This window comes from Flavobacterium sp. UBA7682 (assembly GCF_002482945.1).
Lineage (GTDB): Bacteria > Bacteroidota > Bacteroidia > Flavobacteriales > Flavobacteriaceae > Flavobacterium.
The window spans coordinates 20,434-45,211 of sequence record NZ_DLGY01000006.1; the positions used below are offsets into that span (position 1 = coordinate 20,434).

A 24,778-nucleotide genomic window follows, 5' to 3' on the forward strand; every position below is an offset into this window, starting at 1 on the left:
AGTTTTTTAAAATAAATCCACTGATTTTATTTTATCTTTTGTCCATTGGTTGGAAATCTCTTAACGGATAACCCGTATAAACTTGTCTCGGTCTTCCGATTGGCTCTTTATTGATTCGCATCTCCTTCCATTGGGCTATCCAACCCGGAAGTCTTCCGATGGCAAACATAACGGTAAACATTTCTGTCGGAATACCTAAAGCACGATAGATGATTCCGGAGTAGAAATCAACATTCGGATATAATTTTCTGGATACAAAATAGTCATCTACTAAAGCAGAGGCTTCTAATTTTTTAGCAATATCTAAAATAGGATCATCAACACCTAAGGTATTTAAAACTTCATCAGCAGCCTTTTTTATAATTTTGGCTCTTGGATCAAAGTTTTTGTAAACTCTATGACCAAATCCCATTAAACGGAATGGATCATCTTTGTCTTTAGCTTTTGCCAAATATTTATCAGCATCTCCACCATCTTTTTGAATGGCTTCCAACATTTCCAATACTGCTTGGTTTGCACCACCATGTAATGGTCCCCAAAGTGCTGAAACACCCGCAGAGATTGAAGCAAACAAACCGGCATGAGAAGATCCAACGATTCTAACGGTTGAAGTAGAACAGTTTTGTTCATGGTCAGCGTGAAGGATAAATAATTTATCCAAAGCATCAATTACAACCGGATTTGCTTTGTAAGGTCCTGTTGGTAATTTAAACATTAACTGCATAAAATTATCCACATAACCTATAGTATTGTCATAATAGTTTAAAGGATAACCCATCATTTTTCTGTAGGTCCAAGTAGCAATCACCAAGAATTTACCCATGGTTTTGCATACTGCTTCATACATTTCTTTTTCGTTTTCAACATCCACCACTTTAGGATTAAATGCTGTTAACGCACTGGTAAGTGAAGATAAAACACCCATTGGATGAGCTGTTTTTGGAAAACCATCAATGATGTTTTTCATTTCTTCGTTTACTAATGTATATTTTCTAATATCATTTTCAAACTGTTGCAATTGGGCTTTGGTAGGCAGTTCTCCAAAAATTACTAAATAAGAAACCTCAAGGAAATCGGCTTTCTCTGCTAAATCTTCGATAGCATAACCACGGTAGCGAAGAATTCCTTCTTCACCATCGAGGAAAGTGATATCACTTTTACAAGAGCCTGAGTTTTTATAGCCCGGATCTAGTGTTATAGCACCGGTTAAGGCACGAAGTTTTTCAATATCGATGGCGGCTTCGTTTTCACTTCCTACAATTACAGGAAACTCGTACTTCTTACCATCAAATTCTAATATAGCTGTTTTAGACATGATATAAAATGGAAATAAATCTTGATAAATTAATAATTTAACAAAATTAGGGAATTCGAAATGAAATAAAAAAGAATTACAACAACGTTTTCGTTAATTATTTGATAAATTTTGCAAAATTGATATATAACCAAAAAAAGGCGCACTTTCGTACGCCTTTACCACAATTAATTTAACCCAAAATTTATTGCTTAATCAATTTATCAACTTTTATTCCTTTTTCTGTAATCACTTTCACAAAATAAATTCCATTGGATTGTGATGATAGGTCAATTACTGTGGTGGTATTGTTTACTATATTAGTTTGAATCAATCTTCCCTGAACATCAAACAATTGAGTTGATTTGATGTTAAAATCGCCATTAAGATTGACCAATCCCGAAGTAGGATTCGGATAAATATTTAATGAGTTATCAATCTCATAATCTGGATTACTCAAGGCTTGGAAAACCGTTTCCGCCTCATTAGTTTCCACAGGAAAATTATAATCAAAATAGATATTGGCTTGCTTGTTTACCATATCACCTTGCTGCAAAGAATTAGCAGACTGCAATTTAAGCAATACATTACCATGACCACCGGATTCTAATAAGATATTTTGGAAAACAAACTCGACTGTATTCCCATTTATTCTGGCATCTACTGCATGAGAAGCGTTTAATAATTGCAGTGTATTGATATCGAAATCTGCAGGATTTATTTCAGTTCTCACTACTATGTTCTCTGCTTGAAAAGTTCCTGTATTTTCAAATCGAATCATATAATGCAAATAGTTCCCTATTTCTGTTGGAGAAACGACATCGCCTTCTAAACAAGTAATGTCGTTTGGATCAAACGCACCGACTACGATTTGGTTGTAATCAAATGCATTGTCCTCCCAATTCTCATCTATTGACACATCAATAAATGAAGTGAAGGCTAAAATATCATCAATATTTACAGCCGGTGTATCCATTGGCGAATTGACGTGTAACGTTACTAGTATACTTCCGCTTTGAAACGGTAACAAATTGTTGATTTGCCAAGCCAAATTTCCTCCAGCAGAGGAATAAGGAACAGTTGAAGTAGAAACCAGCTGAAGTTTGGCAGCATCAAAATTGAAATTAACATAAACTGTTTCCGTTTGGTTTCCGTTATTTTTATAAACCAATTTATAGACAGCATCAAAACCAGGGCGCGCAGGTGTAACAGGCTCAATAACCATTTCTACATCTGAATGAACTCCGTTAGCAGTTATACAAAAATTTTGAGTAGCGGTGTTATTGTTGTTATCCGGGAAATTGATAGCGCCTATGGATGGTGTTGCAGTAAACCAACTCGGATTTTCAAAATCAGGAAGCCAAGTAAAAGTTCCTGTTTGAGTATAGAATGTATAGTCACCTGTTGTAGTCGTAAAAGAAGAACCTATTACTAATCCATCATTGATTTTAACTTTCATAAAAGGATGAAAAGTATCGTTGCTATCACAACCGTTATTATCAGCATCAAAAGTCAATACGCCGGTTATGGTATTATAATTTCCACCGGGAACAAAATCACAATAGCTGGTGATTGGCACTGTAGGCGTGCTTGAGATCAAACTATAAGTAAAATTATCACCTTCGTCTACACAGATATAGGTTAAATTAGGCAGATTGTAATAAGTACTTGTGTTATAGTTAATATTATTCACTACGCCACTTTTTAGATTGATGTGTGTCAAATTGGGATTGTTAAAATAACTTATATTTATTAAAGACGGACTGTTAGAAAAATCCATTTCTGAAAGTAAGGTCGAACCACCGGCAAAAGAAGTCAAGTTAGGAAGATTTGAAAAATCGGCTGTAGCAATTGGATTATCGGACATAATCAATTGTTGCAACAAAGGAACATTAGACAAGTCTAAAGATGTAATCGTATTATTGTTAACAGCCAAACCTCTAAGACTTGGATAACCTGACAAATTAATTGTTGGAAAACCATTAGAACCTACATATAAATATTTCAGCAATGGCAATGAAGTTGGTAAAACTAAATTTGAAATTTGGTTTCCTTGTAAATTGATTTCTTCTATTGCGTTTATGTTTGTAAATCCTGAAGTATCGGTAATGTTATTTCCTGAAAGAATTAAGACTCTTAATGATGGGTAATTGGTGATTGAAATGGATGTCAGGTTACTATTCGCCAAATTGATTTCGGTAATTGCCGGTGAATTCGTAATAGCCAAATTACTTATCGCACAATCATTAGCAGTCAATCTGTTTAAAGAAGTTAATCCAATCAAATTCAAATCAGTCAACTGTGAATCGCCCCAAACACCAATAACAGTAACGTTTGCCAGATTTGTCAACGTCAACGAAGTGATATTGGAATAATAAAAATTGAAATGCGTCAAAGCCGGAAGATTTGAAAACGAAAAAACAGTAGTAGCGTTATTGCTACCTGAGATACTAATCGTTTGCAAATTGGTCAATCCGTTTAAATGGAAATCACTCACACTGTTACTATAACTACCAAAGTAGGCAAGATTAGTGAAATTTTCTAACCCAGAAAAATCATTAATCCCTTCAGATTGAAACTGTAATCCTGTTATCGCCAAAGCTTCAGCCATCTGAATTTCACCATCAGCATTCGTATCAACTGCTACATTTCCGGCACTACCGGTTGCAGTTGTATTGGAAGGACTTGCATTCAATAAGGCAGCTTTGAAATTTGCATCAGGAAAATTAATGATCTGAGCATTCGTTAATCCTGAAATTAAGAATAATAAAAAGTATAGTTTTTTCATAATATAGAGTATTCGTATTTGATTGATTTATTAGCCAATATAAATTTAACGGATGTTGCTTTACTAATTCTTCTTAAATGAGTAACGACCTATTTTGATTTAGAATTCGCTACAACATTTTCAATAATTCTTGTAATCTGTCTTTTTTTCTTTGCGAAATAGGAAGATTGCTGTTATCAGCCATAATCACATAACCGCCATCTTTCTTGATGTAGGATTTCAAATAAGCCAAATTGATTAAATGACTTTGGTGAATCCTTTCAAACCCATGTTCGGTTAACAATTCTTCGTATTCTTTCAAGGTTTTTGAAATCAAAATCGGTTTGTTGTTTTTGATATAAAACTTAGTATAATTGTCTTCGCTTTCGCAACGAATAATGTCGCTTACCTCAAAAAGATGAATTCCATCTGAGTTCGACAATGCGATGCGTTTGAAATTATCAACTTTCTTTCGGATATTTTCCAACAACAAATCGATGTGCGCCACATTGTCGTTTTTATCAATGACATTTTTCAGTTTCCCGATTACTTTCTCCAATTCTTCAGGATCAACCGGTTTTAGCAAAAAATCCAAAGCACTAAAACGAAAAGCCTTTATAGCGTATTGTTCATGAGCCGTGATAAAAACAATTTGAGAATTCAACTTCCCTTTTTTATTCACTTCTTCTAACAAATCAAAGCCGGAACCGTCACCCAAATGAATGTCTAAAAACAATACTTGCGGCGGATTTTGCAACAACAAAGCCGTACCACTTTCAACACTATCAGCTTCGCCAATAATATTAATTTCCGGAGCATAACGTGATAACAGACTTTTCATTCCGTTTCTTAAATTGGTGTCGTCATCAATTAATATGGCTGTAATCATTTTTTTTTCTTAATGTCAAATGCCTCAATGTCAAATGCCAAATATTCTTTATGACTTTCGACTTTATAACCTTCGACTATTTAATATATTGTATTGGCAGATGTAAGGTTACTTTGGTTCCCGAAATCTCTTCCGGATTGTTTTTAACTTCTTCGATTTTGAATTCTGTTTTTTGCTTGGTTGTCGATTCTATCATTTCCAAACGCTTTTTGGTGATGTCCAACGCCATCGATTTATGAGCTACAACCGAATGCTCTTTTTGAGCTTTCGACTCACTAAAGCCAATGCCGTTGTCTTCCACCGTACAAAACAAACTGTCTTTTTCAATGGTAAAACGCACTGAAATACTTCCTTTTTCTTTTTTGGGAATTACCCCATGAATTATCGCATTTTCTACAAAAGGCTGCAACAATAATGGCGGCAAAGCCATATCATCTTCAATCGCATCGCTTTTAAAAATAGAAAACGTAAATTTATTATTAAAACGCAATTGTTCCAACTCTAAATAGTTTTGTAAACTCTCAATTTCTTTGTCTATCGGAATTAATGTTTCTTTAGAATATTCTAAGGTCAAGCGCATTAATTTAGAGAATTTGGACAAATATTTGATGGCCGAGTCGGTTCCGTTTTGCACTATAAAACTCGAAATCGAACCCAAACAATTGAACACAAAATGAGGATTCATTTGTAAATGCAAGGCTTTTTGTTCATATTCTGCGAGTTCCTTTTGCAACGTAAGATTCTTTTTAAGCTGAATTCGATTGTAAATTAAAAAAGCCATTCCGAAAAGCAACAACCCAAAAATCGCGGCAAAAAAGAGCTGTAATGTATTTCTCTTAGATTCTTCTTTGAGCAATAAATCTCTTTTTTCGATTTCCTTTTGCTGAATGGCTTCACGCTTTTCGAAATCAAAATTCAATTCTTCTTCAACACTTCTACGAATATTTTCCTCATTGGTCAAACTGTCCTTGGCTTGGCTGTACAATTTAAAATGTCGTAACGCCAAAACGGAATTATTTTGCTTTTGGTAAATATCACTCAACAATTTTTCTGAAAGCACTACTTGTTCTAAAACTTTGATTTCTTTGGCTAAAACCAATGATTTATCAGCCATTTGCGTCGCTTCTTCAAGCTTATTTTGTTCCAAAAATAATTGGCCCAAAAGAAGGTAGCTATCGCCTATTCCAAATTTATCTTCAATGGTTTCAAAAGTTGAAATGGCTAATTTCCAGTGTTCAATGGCTTTGTTCGCTTGCTTAGTAACTTTATAATATAACCCGACATTATTGTACCATTCGCCCAATGCTCTCGGATTTGGATGCTGCTCCAAAGCTGTTTTGGCTTTAGAATAATAATCAAAAGCTTTGGATAAATTATTTTGTTTTAGGTAACCGTTTCCAATATTAGTATAAGTGATTCCGATGTTGGCATCCTTAAGTTTTTCTTGGATTTTTTGGGTTTTAATGAAGTATTCGAGTGCTTTAAAATCGGCTGATTGTGATTGATAAACGACACCGATATTGTTATACAATTTGGCACATTTTTCCTCATCTTTGATTTGCTCATAAATCTTAACCGCTTTCAAGTAATATTGTAGCGCTTTGGCATAATTACTTTGTTCCGAAAAAACAATTCCGATACTTCCTAATGCTTTCGCCAATCCATTTTGCCTTTCAATATCATTTTTAACAACCAAAGTTTCAAAAAGATGTTGGGCATCCGTAAAATGTTGCAATGCCTTAGGGTAATTTCCACTGATAATATTCGCATTACCTAAATTCAATAACGCATTTCCTTCAGCCAATTCGTAGTTGATTTTTTGGGCCAAATCATACGCTTTTTGAGCATAATCCAACATTAACTTTGGATCACTCGTTTTGTATTGGTCGGCAATGGCATTGAGTAATTGTGCCTTATCAATATCATTTCTGGTTTTATTTAAAAGAGAAACCAAACTGTCTATCTTCTGATTTTGTGACCAACTCACCATTGAAAAAAGCAACAAAAAATATAGAGGAAAGTATTTTTCTATCTTCATTCGTACATTTATATAATGTTCAAAACAAAAATAGCATTTCCTTTTGGTTGAAATATATTAAATGAGTATTTGACTGTTTTGGACGAGAATTTGCAACATTAGGCTTCGATTTTTTTGGGGCAATACAAAAAGTACTCGTGTCAAAAAGATAATTGAGCACTTTCAAGATTGGTTTTCAAAAATGATTGACAACTAAAAACTATCTTATGCTAAAAATATTATATTTACAACGTTTATAAATCAATCAGAATAAATGGATATTAAAGAGATTTCGAGCGGTGTTGACCAAAATACGCATTGGTACTACCAAAGCAAAAAAATTCCTTTACTCAATTACTTTGAAAGTTTATCAACTGACATTAAATATGACATCATCGACGTTGGTTCCGGGACCGGTTTTTTTGCGGAAGAAATTTTAAATGCCTTTCCTCAGAAAATAAACAATTGCTATTTAATCGATACTGAATACACCGAAGAAGAGATTCAAAAATCCTCCGGCACAAGACTAATCAAGCAAAACAAGATTCCTGATGTGATTTCAAATTCATTAGTGGTCATGATGGATGTTTTAGAACACTTAGAAGACGACAAAAAAATGCTTGAGGAGATTAAGGCCAATGCCAAAGGCCAAAATTATTTTTTCATCACTGTTCCGGCTTTTAAATCTTTGTGGTCCGCTCATGATGAATATTTGTGTCATTATAGAAGATATACTATTCCATCGCTTAAAAAAGTGCTAGTGGAAAGCAACTATAAAATTACCTCAACTTATTATCTGTACGGAATCTTATTCCCGTTGGTTTGGTTAAGCAGAAGAATTTCCAACTTAGTTCCCAGTAAAAAAGTCAAATCAGAAATGAAACCGCTTCACCCTATTCTCAATAAAATCATATTTTCTATATGCCGTTTTGACGCAAACTATTTGACTAAAAATAAATTGATGGGTGTAACTTGTATTGCTTTCGGAAAAATCATAAAATAAAAATGGAGGAAAAGGAAAATACATTTCAAATCGGTATTGTGGTTCCCTGTTATAATGAAGCCAAAAGAATTCATTTAGATGACTTTGCCCAACACATTCAATCCCATTCAAATCATTTTTTCTGTTTTGTAAATGATGGTAGTAATGACGGTACTTTAGCATTATTAGACCAATTTTCAAAACAATTTCCCAATCAAGTCTATGTGCTTGACAATGACAAAAATTTGGGAAAAGCGGAAACCGTCAGAAATGGCGTCAACCATTTATTCTCTTTAAATAAATTTGACATCATCGGCTTTCTTGATGCCGATTTGGCCACACCATTGTTTGAAATTGAACCAACAGTCCAAGTATTCGAAAACAATAACAAACTAATCGTATTCGGCTCAAGAATTAAGCACCTTGGCGGTAATGTAGAAAGAAGATTTGTTAGGTATTTACTAGGTAGAATATTCGCAACCATAGTCAGCAATTGGCTATTAAAAACTCCGGTTTACGATACCCAATGTGGTTTTAAGTTTTTCAAAAACACTATAATTGAAGCTATTTTTGCTAAAGAATTTAAATCTAAATGGTTTTTTGATATCGAATTATTTTGCAGAACCCTTCAAACCTATAAAAACACAGACATCAATGAAATAACCCAAGAAAGATTTCTAACTACTTGGAGAGATGTAAAAGGCTCAAAAATAAAACTAAGTGATTATTTCAAAGTGCCTTTTGAATTAATTAAGCTGAAAAAACACTACAAAATATAATTTATTTCAAGAAAACAAACTTTGAAATGAAGTTGACTTTTCGTTGTATCCAATTGATACGGTACAAACCGACAGCACTCATAATATACAAAGCCACGCGTGCCGGGAACATGTATCGCGGTTCCATATAAGTTAATCCGTGAAAAATTAACAGTGCTACAATTACACCCCAAAAAAGCCAATAATTAATTCGGTTCTTTTCTTTCCACAAAAACAGAGTTGCGCCTAAAATGATGATGATATTGATGGAGTTTATCAGTAAAATAATAAACCAATATCCTATGACACCTTGAATTGGTCCAAGATGAAATTGCTCCGGCTTTACACTATTGATGAAATACATATGGCCATAAAAACATTTGACAAAAAATTGTCGGGCAAACAAGAAAGGATGTTCAAGCGCATCTTTGATTAAGAATTCTCTATAAACTTCGGTGGAAGAACGTTGAGTCTCATTCATAGTCTTTTCTAACTCTTGACCACTTTTTCCCCAATTCTGATAATCTTTACTGTCCGATCGGATATCGCTTTCCCAAAAACGAAAATCAGTTGGTTCTTCCCTGAATTGAAATCTGCCTTGATGGGCCACATAATACAAAAGTCCTTCCTGATTGTCGCCTGATTTTTCTCCTGTTATTAACTTGGCCAATTGAAGCGTACCCAATCCCATGAAACCAATACAAGCAAAAGCGAAAGCCAATTTCTTTCCATAAATTCTAAAAAATGCCTTGTTTTTAAAGAAAGAATAGGCAATCACCAAAAACCCTATCATCAGTAATAACATTGTATTAGGTCTGTTCAATATCAAAAACCATATCCCAAGCGTTAGTAATAACCAGCCGGTTTCTTTTGCGGCATTCTGAGTTATTTTAGACCAACCGTATAAAGCCAAAGTCAGCGAAAAAAAAGCAGGCACTTCGGCCAAAATCCCTAAAGAATAGTAGCAATGAATCGGAAAAATAAAGAACAGCAAAACACTCAGTAGTCCAACTTCTTTGGAAAAGAGACTGGAACCGATTTTAAAAATCAAAAGCAAACTGATGGTAATGGTAATAAAAGTAAACACCACGCCGTAAACCCAAAGTTGGTTGTCCGTAGCATCGGAAGGCGCGACCAAATAAGCCGGCGTATAGAAAAAAACCGGTCCGGGCGCTTTGGTTATCATCACCTTTTCATAACCAACATCCCCTTTGAGATATAACGCTAAATTCTTAGCTTCTTCATGAAAAGTAATGTCTCCAAAAGGTTTTGCTTTAAAAGGCAAATTGAGCACTACAACCATCATTAACGAGGAAATCAAAATAATGAGTAGATTAATCCTTTGGGTGAAAAAATACTTGATGTTCATTTACAGATTAGCTTGGTGATAAAATTAAGGTCGAAAAATAATAAAAAAACCCGAGCTTTCACTCAGGTTTTTAATTCTATATTCAATTTAGCTTCGCTCGATTCGGCTAAGCCTAGTGTTGAATTTTTAAGACAATGCGGCTTTCACTTGATCCGCTGCTTCTTGGAATTGTACTGCGGATAAAATCGGCATTCCTGAATTATCGATTAATTCTTTTGCAATCTCTGCATTGGTACCTTGTAAACGAACAATGATAGGCACTTTAATAGCATCACCCATGTTTTTGTAAGCGTCTACAACTCCTTGTGCTACTCTGTCACAACGAACAATTCCACCGAAAATATTGATCAAAATGGCTTTTACGTTTGGATCTTTTAAGATAATTCTAAACGCAGTTTCCACACGTTTTGCATCAGCCGTTCCACCTACGTCCAAGAAATTAGCCGGTTCAAAACCTGCATATTTTATCAAGTCCATAGTAGCCATGGCCAAACCTGCTCCGTTTACCATACAGCCAACAGTTCCGTCAAGATCAACGTAGTTTAAACCAACTTCTTTGGCTTCCACTTCAATTGGATTCTCTTCACGAATGTCTCGCATGTCAGCATATTTCGGTTGTCTGAACAAAGCGTTGTCGTCGATATTTACTTTGGCATCAACCGCCATGATTTTGTTATCAGAGGTTTTTAACACCGGATTGATTTCAAACATTGAAGCGTCGCAACCAATGTAAGCATTGTATAAAGAATCAACGAACTTCACCATTTCTTTGAAAGCATTTCCTGAAAGACCTAAGTTGAAGGCAATTCTTCTCGCTTGGAAACCTTGTAAACCAACAGCCGGATCAATTTCTTCAGTAAAGATTAAATGTGGTGTGTGTTCTGCCACTTCTTCAATATCCATTCCACCTTCAGTAGAATACATAATCATATTTCTTCCTTTAGCTCTGTTTAACAAAACCGACATATAAAACTCCGAAGTTTCGCTTTCGCCAGGATAATAAACATCTTCAGCGATTAAAACTTTGTGCACTTTTTTACCTTCCGGTGGTGTTTGCGGTGTAATCAATTGCATCCCGATGATTTGTTCTGCAATTTCTTCCACTTGTTGCAAGTTTTTGGCCAATTTCACTCCGCCACCTTTTCCTCTTCCACCAGCGTGAATTTGAGCTTTGATTACATGCCAACCTGTTCCGGTTTCAGCAGTTAATTGTTTTGCCGCCGCAACCGCTTCTACAGGATTATTAGCCACAATTCCACGTTGAATGCGAACGCCGTAACTGGCTAAAATTTCTTTCCCTTGATATTCGTGTATGTTCATAATAAATAGTTAGTTTGTGAAGTGCTGAAAAATGAATTCAGCTAAATGTGCCACAAAAGTAATTAATTACAATCAAACCTAAAAGAAATGTATACCAATTTAGTATATTTCTTGATCTGCATTTTTTTTCCTCAGCCACGCAACCGTTTTTGAGTTAAAGCATCTAAGTTTTAAATCAAAAGACATGAAATCAATCTTATCCCTAACCATCTTATTGCTGGTTTTACTCCCAAGTTGCAGTAATGATTCCAACCCAAATTCCGATGCCGTTCAAGGGCAATGGAAACTTACCAATGTAAGCGGCACTTTTGCCGGAATCGACAATAATTTTGCTCCCGGATTAATCACTTGGAACTTTAATCCAACGACGCAGACAGTGACTGTAGTTAATAACAACACCGATCCTGACAAATGGGATGTATTCGAAACCGGTGTTTACAATTATCTAATTGTTGATAATCCCGAATTTCCTTGTGGAGAAATCATCAAAATAGACGGAATAGAGATGGGCTGCTTCTCAGTAACTGATAATGAATTTGTTATAGACCAGTCTATTGCTGATGGTTTTAGACTTAAATTGGTACAATAGCTTTCAAAAAGCATGAATTCTGCTATTTTTTCCTTTGGAATTGCGAGTGTTGCGACTTAGCTTTGCAGCTAAATTAAATAACAATTATGCAACCGACAGAATTAGAACAATTGGCCCGTGAATTCGGGAATCCACTTTATGTGTATGATGCTGAAAAAATTGAGTTTCAGTACAATCGTTTAACCAATGCTTTTGCCAAGGTGGAGAAGCTTCGCATCAACTACGCGATGAAAGCCTTGTCAAACATTTCTATTCTGAAGCTACTGAAGAACTTGGGCTCAGGTCTTGACACCGTTTCTATTCAGGAAGTACAATTGGGCTTGCATGCCGGATTTACACCGGACAAAATCATCTTTACACCCAACGGCGTTTCTTTCGAAGAAATCGAAGAAGTAGCGGCACTCGGCGTTCAAATCAATATTGACAATCTTTCCGTATTGGAACATTTTGGCACAAAACATCCGAAAGTTCCGGTTTGTATTCGTATCAATCCGCACGTAATGGCTGGTGGAAACGAGAATATTTCCGTGGGTCATATCGATAGTAAATTCGGAATTTCTATTTATCAAATTCCGCATATTTTACGCATCGTAGAAAACACTAAAATGCACATTAACGGAATCCACATGCATACAGGATCTGATATTTTGGATATCGAAGTATTCTTGTACGCTGCCGAAATTTTATTTGATGCTGCCAAACAATTTAAAGATTTAGATTTCTTGGATTTCGGTTCCGGATTTAAAGTACCTTATAAAAAAGGAGATATCGAAACCAACATCGAAGAATTAGGCAAAAAATTAACCAAACGCTTTTTGGCTTTTGAAAAAGAATACGGTCGCGAATTGACTTTGGCTTTCGAACCGGGAAAATTCTTGGTCAGTGAAGCCGGCTATTTTTTGGCTAAAGTCAATGTCATCAAACAAACCACTTCTACCGTTTTCGCCGGAATTGACAGTGGCTTTAACCACTTGATTCGCCCGATGTTTTACGGTTCACAACATACTATTGAAAACATTTCTAATCCAAAAGGAAAAGAGCGTTTCTACACTGTTGTTGGTTACATTTGTGAAACGGATACTTTTGCCAGCAACCGCAGAATTACTGAAATTCATGAAGGCGATACTTTGTGTTTTAGAAATGCCGGAGCGTATTGTTTCTCGATGGCTTCCAACTATAACTCGCGTTTCAAACCTGCAGAAGTATTGTGGAAAAACGGCAAAGGTCATTTGATAAGAGAGAGAGAATCTTTTGAAGATTTATTACAGAACCAGATTTTGGTTGAAGTATAAAAAACAGAATGCCGATACGTCGGGATTTTTTTATGGATGAACATTGCTTAATCTCGCTATTGAATTTCCTAAAAAGATTTATCTTTGACTATAACCTAAAGGTAAACTACTATGAAAAATTTTGGCTTAGTTATAATTTTACTATTTTCTTTAGCTTCCTATTCCCAAAACTCAACAGCGTTCATCGTTTTACGACATGCTGAAAAGGCGGATAATAGCAAAGACACCAATCTTAGTGCCGATGGTCTGTTAAGAGCCGAGGAACTTAAAAAAACATTGAACAATGTATCTGTAGATGCTATTTATTCTACACCATATAATCGAACAAAACAAACGGTAACACCATTGGCCACCGAAAAGAGAATTACCATCACGGAATATCCGGCTGATAAACCTTATCAAGATTTTGTTACTGAACTAATGGCTTCCCATCGTGGAAAGACAATTGTCATTGTTGGGCATTCGAATACGGTTCCCGAAATTTTAAAAGTGCTTACCAACAATACTTTTAACGTAAGTATTAGCGAAAGTCAATTTGACAATTTGTTTGTTGTAACGCTTGTAGATGGGAAACAACCTGAAGTAGCTCCAATGAAATACGGAAAAAGCACACCTTAATTCTTCTGACAGAAAATTTTTAAAACTCCGTAAAAATTTTGTGGTATTTTTTGTAGTTTTGGTTGGCTAAAAAACTAATCAAAAATGGAAAACACCTGTCAGAACTGTGGCACTGCAATAACTGTGAACTTTTGCGGCAATTGCGGTCAAAAAAAATTCAAGCGAATTGATAGAAAATATTTGATTGACGAATTGCAATATCTTTTATTGCATACCAACAAAGGTTTTTTTTATTCAATAAAAAAAATTCTAAAAAATCCAGGTAAAACTGCCAAAGAATTTATTGACGGTAGCCGAGTGAATCATTATAAACCGATAATGTTAACTTTTGTATTAAGTGGTATTTCTACATTTATTTCATTTAAGTTTTTAAAAATGGAAAAAATCATGAAAGCGTACTATGCTAGTTTAGATATCCCTGAAAGTACTGCAAACAATATGATGACATTCTTGTCGAGCTACAATTCATTATTAATGTTACTTTCTATACCTTTTATATCTATAATAACTTATTTATTGTTTAGAAAATGGAAGACTAATTTTTATGAACACATTATCATGAATTCTTATATTCAGTGTTTTTATCTATTGTTCACCATACTTCTGCTCTATCCTATTTTATTCTTTTTAAAAGATGGAAATGTTGGTTTGTTTATAACCATTACATCTCTTTCAATGCTTTCTATACCAGTAATTATGGTTTGGTTTTATAAAGATTTTTTTCCGGAGAAAAGTATTGGCGATGTTATAGTGAAAGTAGTTTTCTTTGTTCTTATTGGTATAGTGCTTTATGTTGTCTTGATTTTTGCTTTTGTAATTGGAACATTAGTGATGTATGGACCAGAATCACTAAGAGAATTAGCTCCGAAGAAATAAACAAAATCAATTGTCAAAACTTTTATAAATAAAAAATATATTCCAACCAAAAACATAAAAAGACTGCTTAAGCAGTCTTTTTTATTAGTTTTCTAAAATCTCTTCCAAAACCTCACTATCTGTTGCGTTAGGCAACGTGATTTTTAATTTTTGTGCCAATGTTGGAGCGATTTGTGTGATTTCTTTTTTATCGTGGGTTTCGCCTTTTTTGATGTTCCAACCATAAAATAATAAAGGCACATTAGTATCATAAGTATAAGGAGAGCCGTGTGTTGCACCAGTAGCTGAATACTCAATAAATCCGGGTTTATAGACAAAATACAAATCGCCGTTTTGAGTTGGATCATAGCCTTTTTGAACAAAGCTTAACAACTGGTCGGAACTTGAAGATGTCAGTATTTCTTCTTCGGTGTACACTCTTTTTACATAATTTTTAGTGTATAAAAAGTCTTTGAAACTTTGTTTTACTTTTACTAAATCCAACCCTTTTGTTTTGATTATTTCTTTGTCGAAATGAACATTATAACTGTCATACTTCAACAATAAATTAGTCCCAAAAGTTTGTTCTGAAAACGCTACTAAATCTTTCGAAACGTCTTTATAACTGATGTTGTCTACATTATATTTGTGGTCTTTTAAGTGCGTTGGGTTTTCGGAGCAAGCATGATCGGCAGTCATAAAAATCAAATAATTTCCTTTACCAACAGTTTTATCTAAATAATTTAAAAAATCAGCTATCGTTAAATCAAGGCGCAAATAAGTATCTTGGATTTCAATCGAGCGCGGACCAAAAGTATGTCCGATATAATCGGTTGAGGAAAAACTAACCGCTAAAAAATCGGTGATATCATCTTTACCCAATGCTTCTTTTTCGATGGCTCTTTTAGCCAAATTGGCTAAAACATCATTTCCAAATGGTGTAACTCTTAATACTCCGGCATCGTTACTTTCATACATTTCTTTTAAATTGTATGGAAAAACCGGAGCCTTTTTATACAACTTGCCTTCATAATTGTTGTCGTCCGTTAAACTCTCATTATACGTTTCGATAGGTTTTAGCAAAGGCCAACCACTATTCATATAAGGTAAATATTGCTTCTCCTTATTGAAGTCATCCACCCATTTGGGTAAAGCATTTCCATAAAAAGAACTTGAGATAAACTCACCTGTTTTAGTATACCAAAAAGCCCAATCCGCAAAATGTCCGGCCGGAAGAATGGCGCCTCGGTCTTTGATGCTCATTCCAATGACTTTTCCTTTGAAGTTGGTGGCTAGTTTCAACTCATCAGTGATAGTCGTTGCTTGAAGGTTTTTAGGCGACATTTTACCTTCTTTCTCTGTTCCCGGAACCAAAGTAGTCACACTTTCATCGTCTGTGCAATACACCTCTTTTTTTAAAGTTCGGTGAAACCATTCGTTACTGACGATTCCGTGCATAGCCGGAGTTGTTCCGGTATAAATAGACGCATGTCCGGGCGCGGTATAAGTTGGCATATAATTGTAATGCATATTGTGAAAAGTATAACCATCTTTCATCAATCGCTTAAAACCATTTTCGGTAAAATCGCTTTGAAAACGGTATAGGTATTCCATTTTCATTTGGTCAATCACTATGCCGACTACTAGTTTTGGTCTTTCCTGTGCCGAAAGATTAGAAAAAATCACTAAGGAAAATAAGGAAAATATTTTTTTCATTGGAGTTAACTATTGAACAACAAAAATAGCGATTACAACCGAATTCATTCTGAATATTTATGTTAATCTAAAGTTACGTTATAGCTAAAAAACAAATGCACGCTTGGTAAAGCATGCATCTGAGTTCAAAAAATCCAATTTATAACAACATTCAACAACTAACTTATTTCAGAATCATAAATGTACATCTACGATTGGTGGCATGTTCACTTTCGGTACAATCGTTTTTCGGACAAATGATCAATGGTTTGCTTTCACCATAACCTACAGATTTCATACGTTTTCTGTCTATTCCGTTTTGCACCAAATATTCTAAAGCCGAAGCCGCTCTTCTATTTGACAATCTCAAATTATACATCTCAGAAGCTCTGGTATCGGTATGAGAACCGATTTGAATTTCCATGTATGGGTATTTTTTCAATAAACCAACCAAGACATCTAAGACTTGTGCGGCTTGTGGTTTGATATTCCATTTGTCTAAGTCGAAGTAAATATTCTCTAGTTCGATTAAAACCGTTCCGTCTTCTTTTTTGTTGATGATGTCTTCTGCATCGTAATAGGACTCGACTTTCATTTGTAAATCGATATAAACTTTGCCTTTCACGCTCGTATCAAATTCGGCTTCCGCCGGAATATAGAAATCTTTAAAAGCCATGATTTTGTATTTCGTATTCGGCTCCGTATTGAATGTAAAATCGCCATCTTTACCCACTAAAACTTCTTCGAGCAATTCGCCTTTTTCGTTATACAATTTCACTGTTGCACCAGGCAAAAGCTCCGATGATTTCATATCACGCACTTCACCTTCGACTAAATATTGCAGTTTATTATCTTCACGCACGAAAGTGTATAAATTGTCATCTCCGGTCCGATTAGAAGCAAAATAACCTTTATCATTAGCTTCATCCAATATGAAATTGAAATCGTCCATTTCGCTGTTGATTGTTGAGCCTAGATTTAACGGTTTGTCGAATTCTGTTTCGTCCAATTTATAACTCATAAAAATATCCAGATTTCCGTTGCCTTGATGACCATCGGACGCAAAATACAAGGTTCCATCTTCGGTTAGAAAAGGAAATTGTTCGCGGTGAATGGTATTGATGGTTTCGCCTAAATTTCTCGGCTGACTAAAAGTACCGTCTTGCAAAATATCAACTACAAAAAGATCCATCGAACCAATCGTTCCTTTCATATCGCTGGCAAAGTAGAGTTTCTTTCCGTCTTTCGTTAAAAATGGATGTTCCACTGAATATTCATCGCTTGAAAACGAACACATTTTGACATTGGTCCATTTGTCACCAACATATTCTGCTTTATAAATTTTTACCGTGGCTACTCTTTCGTTGTTTATTTCTACTTGTTTGTCACCGGTTCTGTTGAAATACATGATTTTACCATCGGCACTGAATGTTGCATTACTTTCATGTTTTTTGGTATTGATACTTTCCGGAAATGGTTCCACTTTGACCAATTGTCCTTTATCATTTACAGAAGCCATGAACAAATCGAGATAAGGTCTGTCATTCCAACCATAGGCTTTTTCATCGGCATTTCTTAGCGAGGCAAAAGTTACTTTATCTCCATAAAACGCAATTCCGAAATCACCATTGGTTTTGTTCTTCGACATCATTTCGAGTTTGAAACTGTGTGGTGTATTTCGCGTCACATTCTTCATGAACTTAGGCGTATTTTGGTCGAAACCTAAATATTCCGACATGATAACATCGCCTTTATCAAAATCTTTGGTGCCTTTTAAAGCATTGGCATAACGGAAATAAACTTCTTTTTTTACACTGTCTTTGTAAGTAAAGAACAACTGTCCATAGGCGCGAACAGCATTATTCATTTGGAAATTGAAATAGTAGCAATCGCCTAAATTCTGTAACACTTTTTGTGACTGTTCACATTGCTCATAAGCCTCTGCGGCTTTGACATAGGATTTTCTGTCAAACAAAGAATGGGCTTGTTTGACACTAACTTTTTTTTGGGCAAAAAGAGTGGTGATACTGCAAAAAATAAAAAGTATGTAGAAGATTTTTTTCATCATATCCATTTTAAAAGAATCTTGGTGATTTATCATACCCTTTTTTCGAAAGTCGGCCCAAATCAAGATCGAACAAAACAAACACTTCATGTGAACCTGAGTTAAAACTTCTCAAATTGGAAAGTGTATAATCATAAGAATAGCCAATTCTTAAGGTTGGTGTAACATAAAAACCTACCAAACCGCTAACAGAATCATCCACTCGATAACCTACTCCGGCTTCGAATCGGTTGTTGATTAAAACATTAGTCGTTAAATCTATTGAAACCGGTGCGCCTTCTACGCCTTTCGCCATGAAAGCCGGTTTCAATTTGAAATTATCGTTGCCGTTAAACGTAAACACATAACCACCGGTCATAAAGAAATGGATGGACTCAACACCACTACCTACCAATCCGTTATTGGTTTCTAAATGCCTTGATGTCATCAAGTTTGGAGCAGACAGTCCGAGATAATAGTTGTCGCCAAACAAATAAGTTCCGGCGCCAATATTTGGAAATGTTTCGCTGATGTTATTCTGAAATGCCGGATCGAGCACCGGATCGGTGTATTGAAAACCGTTAAAATTGGCACTAAAAAGCGTTACTCCGGCTTTTACCCCAAATGACAATCTTGTTTTTTCGGATAGCGATAATACATAAGCGAAATCGGCAAAAATATTACTCTCTTGTACAACGTCTCCGATTTCGTCATGAACAATAGAAATTCCCATTTCGACTTTTTTAGATAAAGGTTTGTGGGCAAAAAAAGATTGAGTTGTTGGAGCGCCTTCAATACCAACCCATTGGGCGCGATAGATTCCACCCATATTAATGACATCTTTATTCTCTGTCGCATATGCCGGATTAATGACACTCATATTATACATATAATGCGTAAACTGAGGATCTTGTTGCGCAACCACAGCAGAAGAGCTCAACACGATAAGTACCGCTGAAATATATTTTAAAAGACTATGTTTCCTATTTGTACTCATCTTCCTTATCTGTTTAGATATACTCTTCCTTGGATAGCTTCTCTTATTCCGTCATTGAAATTCAATATGTAGAAATAAACGCCTACCGGCAAAAGATTGTTTCCAAGATTTAATCCGCTAACGGTTGTTGTTCCGTCCCAATTTGGCGTATTTCTATTTCCTGTATAGATTAAATTTCCGTAACGGTTATAGATTTCCAATTTGAAATTCGGGTATAATAGCGCTAAGTTCGGAATTTCAAAAGTGTCGTTAATGCCGTCATTATTTGGCGAATAACCATCCGGAATAAATAAGTCATCACATACGGTTGTATCTACAGTTACTTCTAATCTAATGGCTCCTTCACAACCACTGGCCGCGATTAAAGCTGCATAATAGGTTGTACCGTTAACCAGTAAATCTGTACTGGCGTAAGCCGTTCCTCCGGTTGGAGCATTGTACCAAATTACGGTTGGGAATCCAATCAAATTAGCGGTCAAAGTCTCAATCGTTGGGTTATCATCTTGACAGAAAAGATTGCCATCCTGAATAATTTGTGGAGTTCCAATTAAGGTGACGTTGAAATTAATCGGATTGACAACATTCCCCGCGACACCACAGTTAGTTACTATAGAATTCAATTGGTTAATGGTTAATATGGTACTTCCATTATTAATTAAATCGGTTGCCGGAATGGAAAAGGTTGCTGTTCCACCCGTGAATGTAACTGTAATAGTATTCAACGCCGTATTGGCTCCAGTTAATTGATAGGTGATGGTGTAATCGCCATTTGGTAAGTCAGTCGCTCCTGAAATGGTAACTAAGCTGGTAAAATTAGCACAAGTGTCTTGAACGGTGACTGATGCGGTGGTTAAACTTGGGATTGGATTAATTACAAAACTAACGGTTGCATTTTCATTGGCATTGGTACAACCGGTTGTGGCAATAATTCCAATAATAGTTAAAGTGTAATTTCCTGCTACTGTAAATATCGATGCCGGAACAGTGAACTGTCCTATTCCACCGGTAACTGTTACATTTCCGGTAACACCGGTCGTAGGCGTTGCATTGGGAATAGAGTAATTGAATTGGTAAACGCCATCCGGTAAGTTTACTGCATTGGCAATATTAACTACAAGACTATTTCCGAAACAAACATTGGCTGCAGATAAATTCGCACTGTCAATATCGGCTAAAGGTCTCACTTGGATTTGGGTTGCTACATTGGTTAAGCTGGTTGAACAATTCGTAACTGTGTTCAATATATTAGTAAACATGATTACAGTGGTTCCAATATTAGGAAGTGAAGCTGTTGGGATACTGAAATTGCCAATTCCTGAAGTAATCGTAACTGTTGCGGTTTGTCCGGACAAAATATTGGCACCGGATAAATCGTAGCTCAAAGTATAAGTTCCATCCACCATTCCGTTTAGATTCACAATTGCATTCGACCCTAAACAAGCCGGAGAAATCGTAACATTAACAGTGGAAATTATTGGATTGGCTAAAATCGTAAACTGAACCACTTCGGTATCGGTTGTACAAGCGTTGGTCACTGAATAAGTATAGCTGTAAGTTCCCGGAGCAAAATTGATAATGGTGATTGGTGAAGTTACCACTAGTGCACTACTGTCTGTCCATACACCACCAGAATTCTGACCCGTTAATAAAGTCGCCAAATCTAAAACGCCTACACTTGGACATAGCGATACAATTCCTGTAAATGTTCCTGCATTGGGTTGTGGATTTACAATTACTGTAACGGTAGAACTTGAATTTGCACAAGGCGAAGTACCAACTACAGTATAAGTAAAATTATAGGTTCCAACACCAACCGTTGAAGGATTGAATACATTGGCTATCATAGCGCCTGTTCCATTATCATCATTCCAGGTTCCTGTTCCTTGTGTTCCGTCTAATCCAGCAAATAAATCTACTGAAGTTGAAGTTACGCAGACATTCAAAGTCTGACCAACTCCACCGGAATTTGCTGCTTGGATTATAGTAACGATTACATCTGCAGTATCCGTTGAACAGAAACCACCACCAACGCTGTAAGTATAAGTTCCGGCCACATCAATAGTCGGATTGAAAACTCCTGTTCCGCTAGCTAAAGCCGGAGACCAAGTTCCGCCTGCTTGTGCATTGACACCTAATAATAGGAATAAATCTTGAGCTGTACCATTGGAACATACAGCAACCAAATTGTCATTTCCTGCATCCGGAACCGGATTTACGGTTACTGTAATCACTGCAAAATCATTATCACAAGGTTGGGTTCCTGTAAGTGTATAAGTATAATCGCCTTGCGGATCAACTGCCGGATTAAAGACACCGGTTCCACTTGCCATAGCCGGAGACCAAACTCCGCCGGGTTGTGAATTAGGACCTAATAACAAAGCTAAATCTTGAACCGAACTATTGACACAAAGCGTAATGGAGTTGTTACTTCCTGCTTCCGGTCCGGGAGTTACAGTTACGCTTACTGTTGCTATATCATCCACACAAGGAGCAACACCAGTGATTGTATAAGTGTAAACGCCTGAAGCATCAACTGCCGGATTAAAAATTCCGGTTCCGCTGGCTAAAGCAGGCGACCAAGTTCCTCCCAACTGAGGCGTTCCTAACAAAGAGGCAAATAAATCAACTGAATTTTGATTCGAACAAATAGTCAAAGTTCCATCGCTTCCTGCATCCGGAATCGGATTAACAATTACTTCTACAGAAGCTGATGCAGGCGGACAAGGAGTTGTTCCTAAAATGGTATAAGTATAAGTTCCGGCGGGATCGACTGTAGGATTAAACACTCCGGTTCCACTAGCCAATGCCGGTGACCAAGTTCCACCCAATTGAGCCGTCGGCCCTAATAATGGGAATAAATCAAATGATGGATTTAAAATACAAATTGTTGTACTTGCATTTGCACCGACTATTGGAGGTTCAACCACTGTTAGCGTTGTACTACTCGTTTGTGGATTTACACAACTAGGCGTACCTGAACTCGCCACACTTACAATATTTACAGTTGTATTAGCGGTATAAGTTCCGGTTAAAGTGGCTGTACCTGTTCCGTTTAAAACGATGGTTTGATTCGCACCGCCATTGATATTATAAGTAACCGTAGCATTTGGTGTACCGGTAAATGTAAAAGTAGCCGAATCTCCCGAACACAATGTCGTCGGACTCACCGAAACACTCACTGTTGGCAATGGCAAAACAGTTAATGTAACACTGCTCGTTTGTGGATTGACACAACTTGGTGTACCTGAACTAGCCACACTGACAATGTTTACAGTTGTATTAGCGGTATAAGTTCCGGTTAATGTTGCTGTGCCTGTTCCGTTTAAGGTGATTGTTTGATTCGCACCACCATTGATATTATAAGTAACTGTCGCATTTGGTGTTCCGGTAAATGTAAAAGTAGCGGAATCGCCTGAACACAATGTCGTCGGACTTACCGAAACGCTCACTATTGGTAATGGCTGAATGGTTAAAGTAACACTGCTCGCTTGTGGATTGACACAACTTGGTGTTCCTGAACTTGCCACGCTTACAATGTTTACTGTGGTATTCGCGGTGTAAGTTCCGGTTAAGGTTGCTGTGCCTGTTCCGTTTAAAATGATAGTTTGATTCGCACCGCCATTGATATTATAAGTAACTGTCGCATTTGGTGTACCGGTAAATGTAAAAGTTGCGGAATCGCCTGAACACAATGTCGTTGGACTAACCGAAACACTAACCGTTGGCAATGGCTGAATGGTTAAAGTAACACTACTGGTTTGCGGATTGACACAACTTGGCGTACCTGAACTAGCCACACTGACAATATTTACAGTTGTATTCGCAGTGTAAGTTCCGGTTAAAGTGGCTGTGCCTGTTCCGTTTAAAACGATGGTTTGATTTGCACCACCATTGATGTTATAAGTAACCGTTGCATTTGGTGTTCCGGTAAAAGTGAAAGTAGCCGAATCTCCCGAACACAATGTCGTCGGACTTACCGAAACACTTGCTGTTGGCAATGGTTGAATGGTTAAAGTAACGCTACTCGTTTGCGAATTGACACAACTCGGCGTGCCTGAACTTGCCACACTTACAATATTTACTGTGGTGTTCGCGGTGTAAGTTCCGGTTAAAGTGGCTGTGCCTGTTCCGTTTAAAACGATGGTTTGATTCGCACCGCCATTGATGTTGTAAGTAACCGTCGCATTTGGCGTTCCGGTAAATGTAAAAGTGGCGGAATCGCCTGAACATATTGGAGTCGGACTCACCGAAACACTTGCTGTTGGTAATGGCTGAATGGTTAAAGTGATGCTACTTGTTTGTGGATTCACACAACTTGGCGTACCTGAACTCGCCACACTAATAATGTTTACTGTCGTATTCGCAGTGTAGGTTCCGGTTAAAGTGGCTGTACCTGTTCCGTTTAAAACGATAGTTTGACTCGCACCGCCATTGATATTATAAGTAATCGTTGCATTTGGTGTACCGGTAAATGTAAAAGTCGCTGTACTTCCTGAACACAAGGTCGTCGGACTCACCGAAACACTTACCGTTGGTAATGGCAAAATGGTTAAAGCACCACTGCTCGTTTGTGGATTTACACAACTAGGCGTACCCGAACTCGCCACACTTACAATATTTACAGTTGTATTAGCGGTATAAGTTCCGGTTAAAGTGGCTGTGCCTGTTCCGTTTAAAACGATGGTTTGAGTCGCACCACCATTAATGTTATAAGTAACCGTTGCATTTGGTGTTCCGGTAAAAGTGAAAGTAGCCGAATCTCCCGAACACAATGTCGTCGGACTTACCGAAACACTCACTGTTGGCAATGGCAAAACAGTTAATGTAACACTGCTCGTTTGTGGATTGACACAACTTGGTGTGCCTGCACTCGCCGCACTAACAATGTTTACTGTCGTATTCGCAGTGTAGGTTCCGGTTAGTGTTGCTGTCCCGGCACCGTTTAAAACGATAGTTTGATTCGCACCACCATTGATGTTGTAAGTAACCGTCGCATTTGACGTACCTGTAAATGTAAAAGTTGCTGTACTTCCTGAACACAATGTCGTCGGACTTACCGAAACGCTCACTGTTGGCAATGGCAAAACAGTTAATGTTACACTACTAGTTTGTGGATTGACACAACTTGGTGTACCTGAACTCGCCACACTAACAATATTGATTGTCGTATTTGCGGTCTAAGTTCCGGTTAAAGTTGCTGTCCCGGCACCGTTTAAAACGATAGTTTGACTCGCACCACCATTGATATTATAAGTAACCGTTGCATTTGGTGTACCTGTAAATGTAAAAGTC

16 protein-coding genes are annotated in these 24,778 nt (G+C 36.7%); 6 read left to right on the forward strand and 10 right to left on the reverse strand.

What is annotated here, in order from left to right; genetic code table 11:
• Positions 1–31: 31 nt before the first annotated feature.
• The 4 genes from B3C16_RS00945 to B3C16_RS00960 form a co-directional block, all read right to left on the reverse strand.
• On the reverse strand, positions 32–1,315 hold the full coding sequence (locus B3C16_RS00945; protein WP_121312902.1) for a citrate synthase: 1,284 nt from the start codon (positions 1,313–1,315) through the stop codon (positions 32–34).
• A 184-nt stretch (positions 1,316–1,499) separates the two neighbouring features.
• Positions 1,500–4,082 (reverse strand): DUF7619 domain-containing protein, encoded by a 2,583-nt coding sequence (locus B3C16_RS00950; protein WP_291127723.1) that lies wholly within the window; start codon positions 4,080–4,082, stop codon positions 1,500–1,502.
• A gap of 109 nt (positions 4,083–4,191) precedes the next feature.
• Positions 4,192–4,950: a LytR/AlgR family response regulator transcription factor gene (locus B3C16_RS00955; protein ID WP_121312900.1), complete on the reverse strand. Its 759-nt coding sequence runs from the start codon at positions 4,948–4,950 to the stop codon at positions 4,192–4,194.
• Positions 4,951–5,026: 76 nt separating this feature from the next.
• A complete protein-coding gene (locus B3C16_RS00960) occupies positions 5,027–6,988 on the reverse strand; it encodes a tetratricopeptide repeat-containing sensor histidine kinase (RefSeq protein ID WP_291127727.1) in 1,962 nt (653 codons plus the stop codon).
• Positions 6,989–7,241: 253 nt separating this feature from the next.
• On the opposite strand from B3C16_RS00960, the gene B3C16_RS00965 reads away from it, so the two are divergent.
• Positions 7,242–7,970, forward strand: coding sequence for a methyltransferase domain-containing protein (locus tag B3C16_RS00965; RefSeq protein ID WP_291127731.1), 729 nt, complete (start codon positions 7,242–7,244; stop codon positions 7,968–7,970).
• 2 nt (positions 7,971–7,972) lie between these two features.
• Positions 7,973–8,728, forward strand: coding sequence for a glycosyltransferase (locus B3C16_RS00970; RefSeq protein ID WP_291127734.1), 756 nt, complete (start codon positions 7,973–7,975; stop codon positions 8,726–8,728).
• A gap of 1 nt (position 8,729) precedes the next feature.
• Here B3C16_RS00970 and B3C16_RS00975 read toward each other — a convergent pair whose 3' ends face one another.
• Both B3C16_RS00975 and sucC read right to left on the reverse strand, forming a co-directional pair.
• Positions 8,730–10,076, reverse strand: coding sequence for a glycosyltransferase family 39 protein (locus B3C16_RS00975; protein WP_291127737.1), 1,347 nt, complete (start codon positions 10,074–10,076; stop codon positions 8,730–8,732).
• Positions 10,077–10,202: 126 nt separating this feature from the next.
• Positions 10,203–11,396: an ADP-forming succinate--CoA ligase subunit beta gene (sucC, locus tag B3C16_RS00980; protein WP_121312895.1), complete on the reverse strand. Its 1,194-nt coding sequence runs from the start codon at positions 11,394–11,396 to the stop codon at positions 10,203–10,205.
• A gap of 184 nt (positions 11,397–11,580) precedes the next feature.
• On the opposite strand from sucC, the gene B3C16_RS00985 reads away from it, so the two are divergent.
• The 4 genes from B3C16_RS00985 to B3C16_RS01000 all read left to right on the forward strand — a co-directional run bounded on the left by B3C16_RS00985 (position 11,581) and on the right by B3C16_RS01000 (position 14,771).
• Positions 11,581–11,985: a hypothetical protein gene (locus B3C16_RS00985; RefSeq protein WP_291127741.1), complete on the forward strand. Its 405-nt coding sequence runs from the start codon at positions 11,581–11,583 to the stop codon at positions 11,983–11,985.
• Between the two features lie 86 nt (positions 11,986–12,071).
• Positions 12,072–13,277, forward strand: coding sequence for a diaminopimelate decarboxylase (gene lysA / locus B3C16_RS00990; protein WP_291127744.1), 1,206 nt, complete (start codon positions 12,072–12,074; stop codon positions 13,275–13,277).
• A 111-nt stretch (positions 13,278–13,388) separates the two neighbouring features.
• Positions 13,389–13,895, forward strand: a complete 507-nt coding sequence (locus tag B3C16_RS00995; protein WP_291127747.1) for a phosphoglycerate mutase family protein — start codon at positions 13,389–13,391, stop codon at positions 13,893–13,895.
• An 84-nt stretch (positions 13,896–13,979) separates the two neighbouring features.
• On the forward strand, positions 13,980–14,771 hold the full coding sequence (locus B3C16_RS01000; RefSeq protein ID WP_121312891.1) for a DUF3667 domain-containing protein: 792 nt from the start codon (positions 13,980–13,982) through the stop codon (positions 14,769–14,771).
• A gap of 84 nt (positions 14,772–14,855) precedes the next feature.
• Here B3C16_RS01000 and pafA read toward each other — a convergent pair whose 3' ends face one another.
• The 4 genes from pafA to B3C16_RS01020 form a co-directional block, all read right to left on the reverse strand.
• Positions 14,856–16,466 carry an alkaline phosphatase PafA gene (gene pafA, locus B3C16_RS01005; protein ID WP_291127751.1) on the reverse strand — a complete coding sequence of 537 codons (1,611 nt, stop codon included), beginning with the start codon at positions 16,464–16,466 and terminating at the stop codon, positions 14,856–14,858.
• A gap of 163 nt (positions 16,467–16,629) precedes the next feature.
• Positions 16,630–18,513 (reverse strand): OmpA family protein, encoded by a 1,884-nt coding sequence (locus B3C16_RS01010; protein ID WP_291127755.1) that lies wholly within the window; start codon positions 18,511–18,513, stop codon positions 16,630–16,632.
• Between the two features lie 7 nt (positions 18,514–18,520).
• A complete protein-coding gene (locus B3C16_RS01015) occupies positions 18,521–19,486 on the reverse strand; it encodes a PorP/SprF family type IX secretion system membrane protein (protein WP_291127758.1) in 966 nt (321 codons plus the stop codon).
• A gap of 5 nt (positions 19,487–19,491) precedes the next feature.
• Positions 19,492–24,633 carry a beta strand repeat-containing protein gene (locus B3C16_RS01020; protein ID WP_291127762.1) on the reverse strand — a complete coding sequence of 1,714 codons (5,142 nt, stop codon included), beginning with the start codon at positions 24,631–24,633 and terminating at the stop codon, positions 19,492–19,494.
• Between the last annotated feature and the right edge of the window lie 145 nt (positions 24,634–24,778).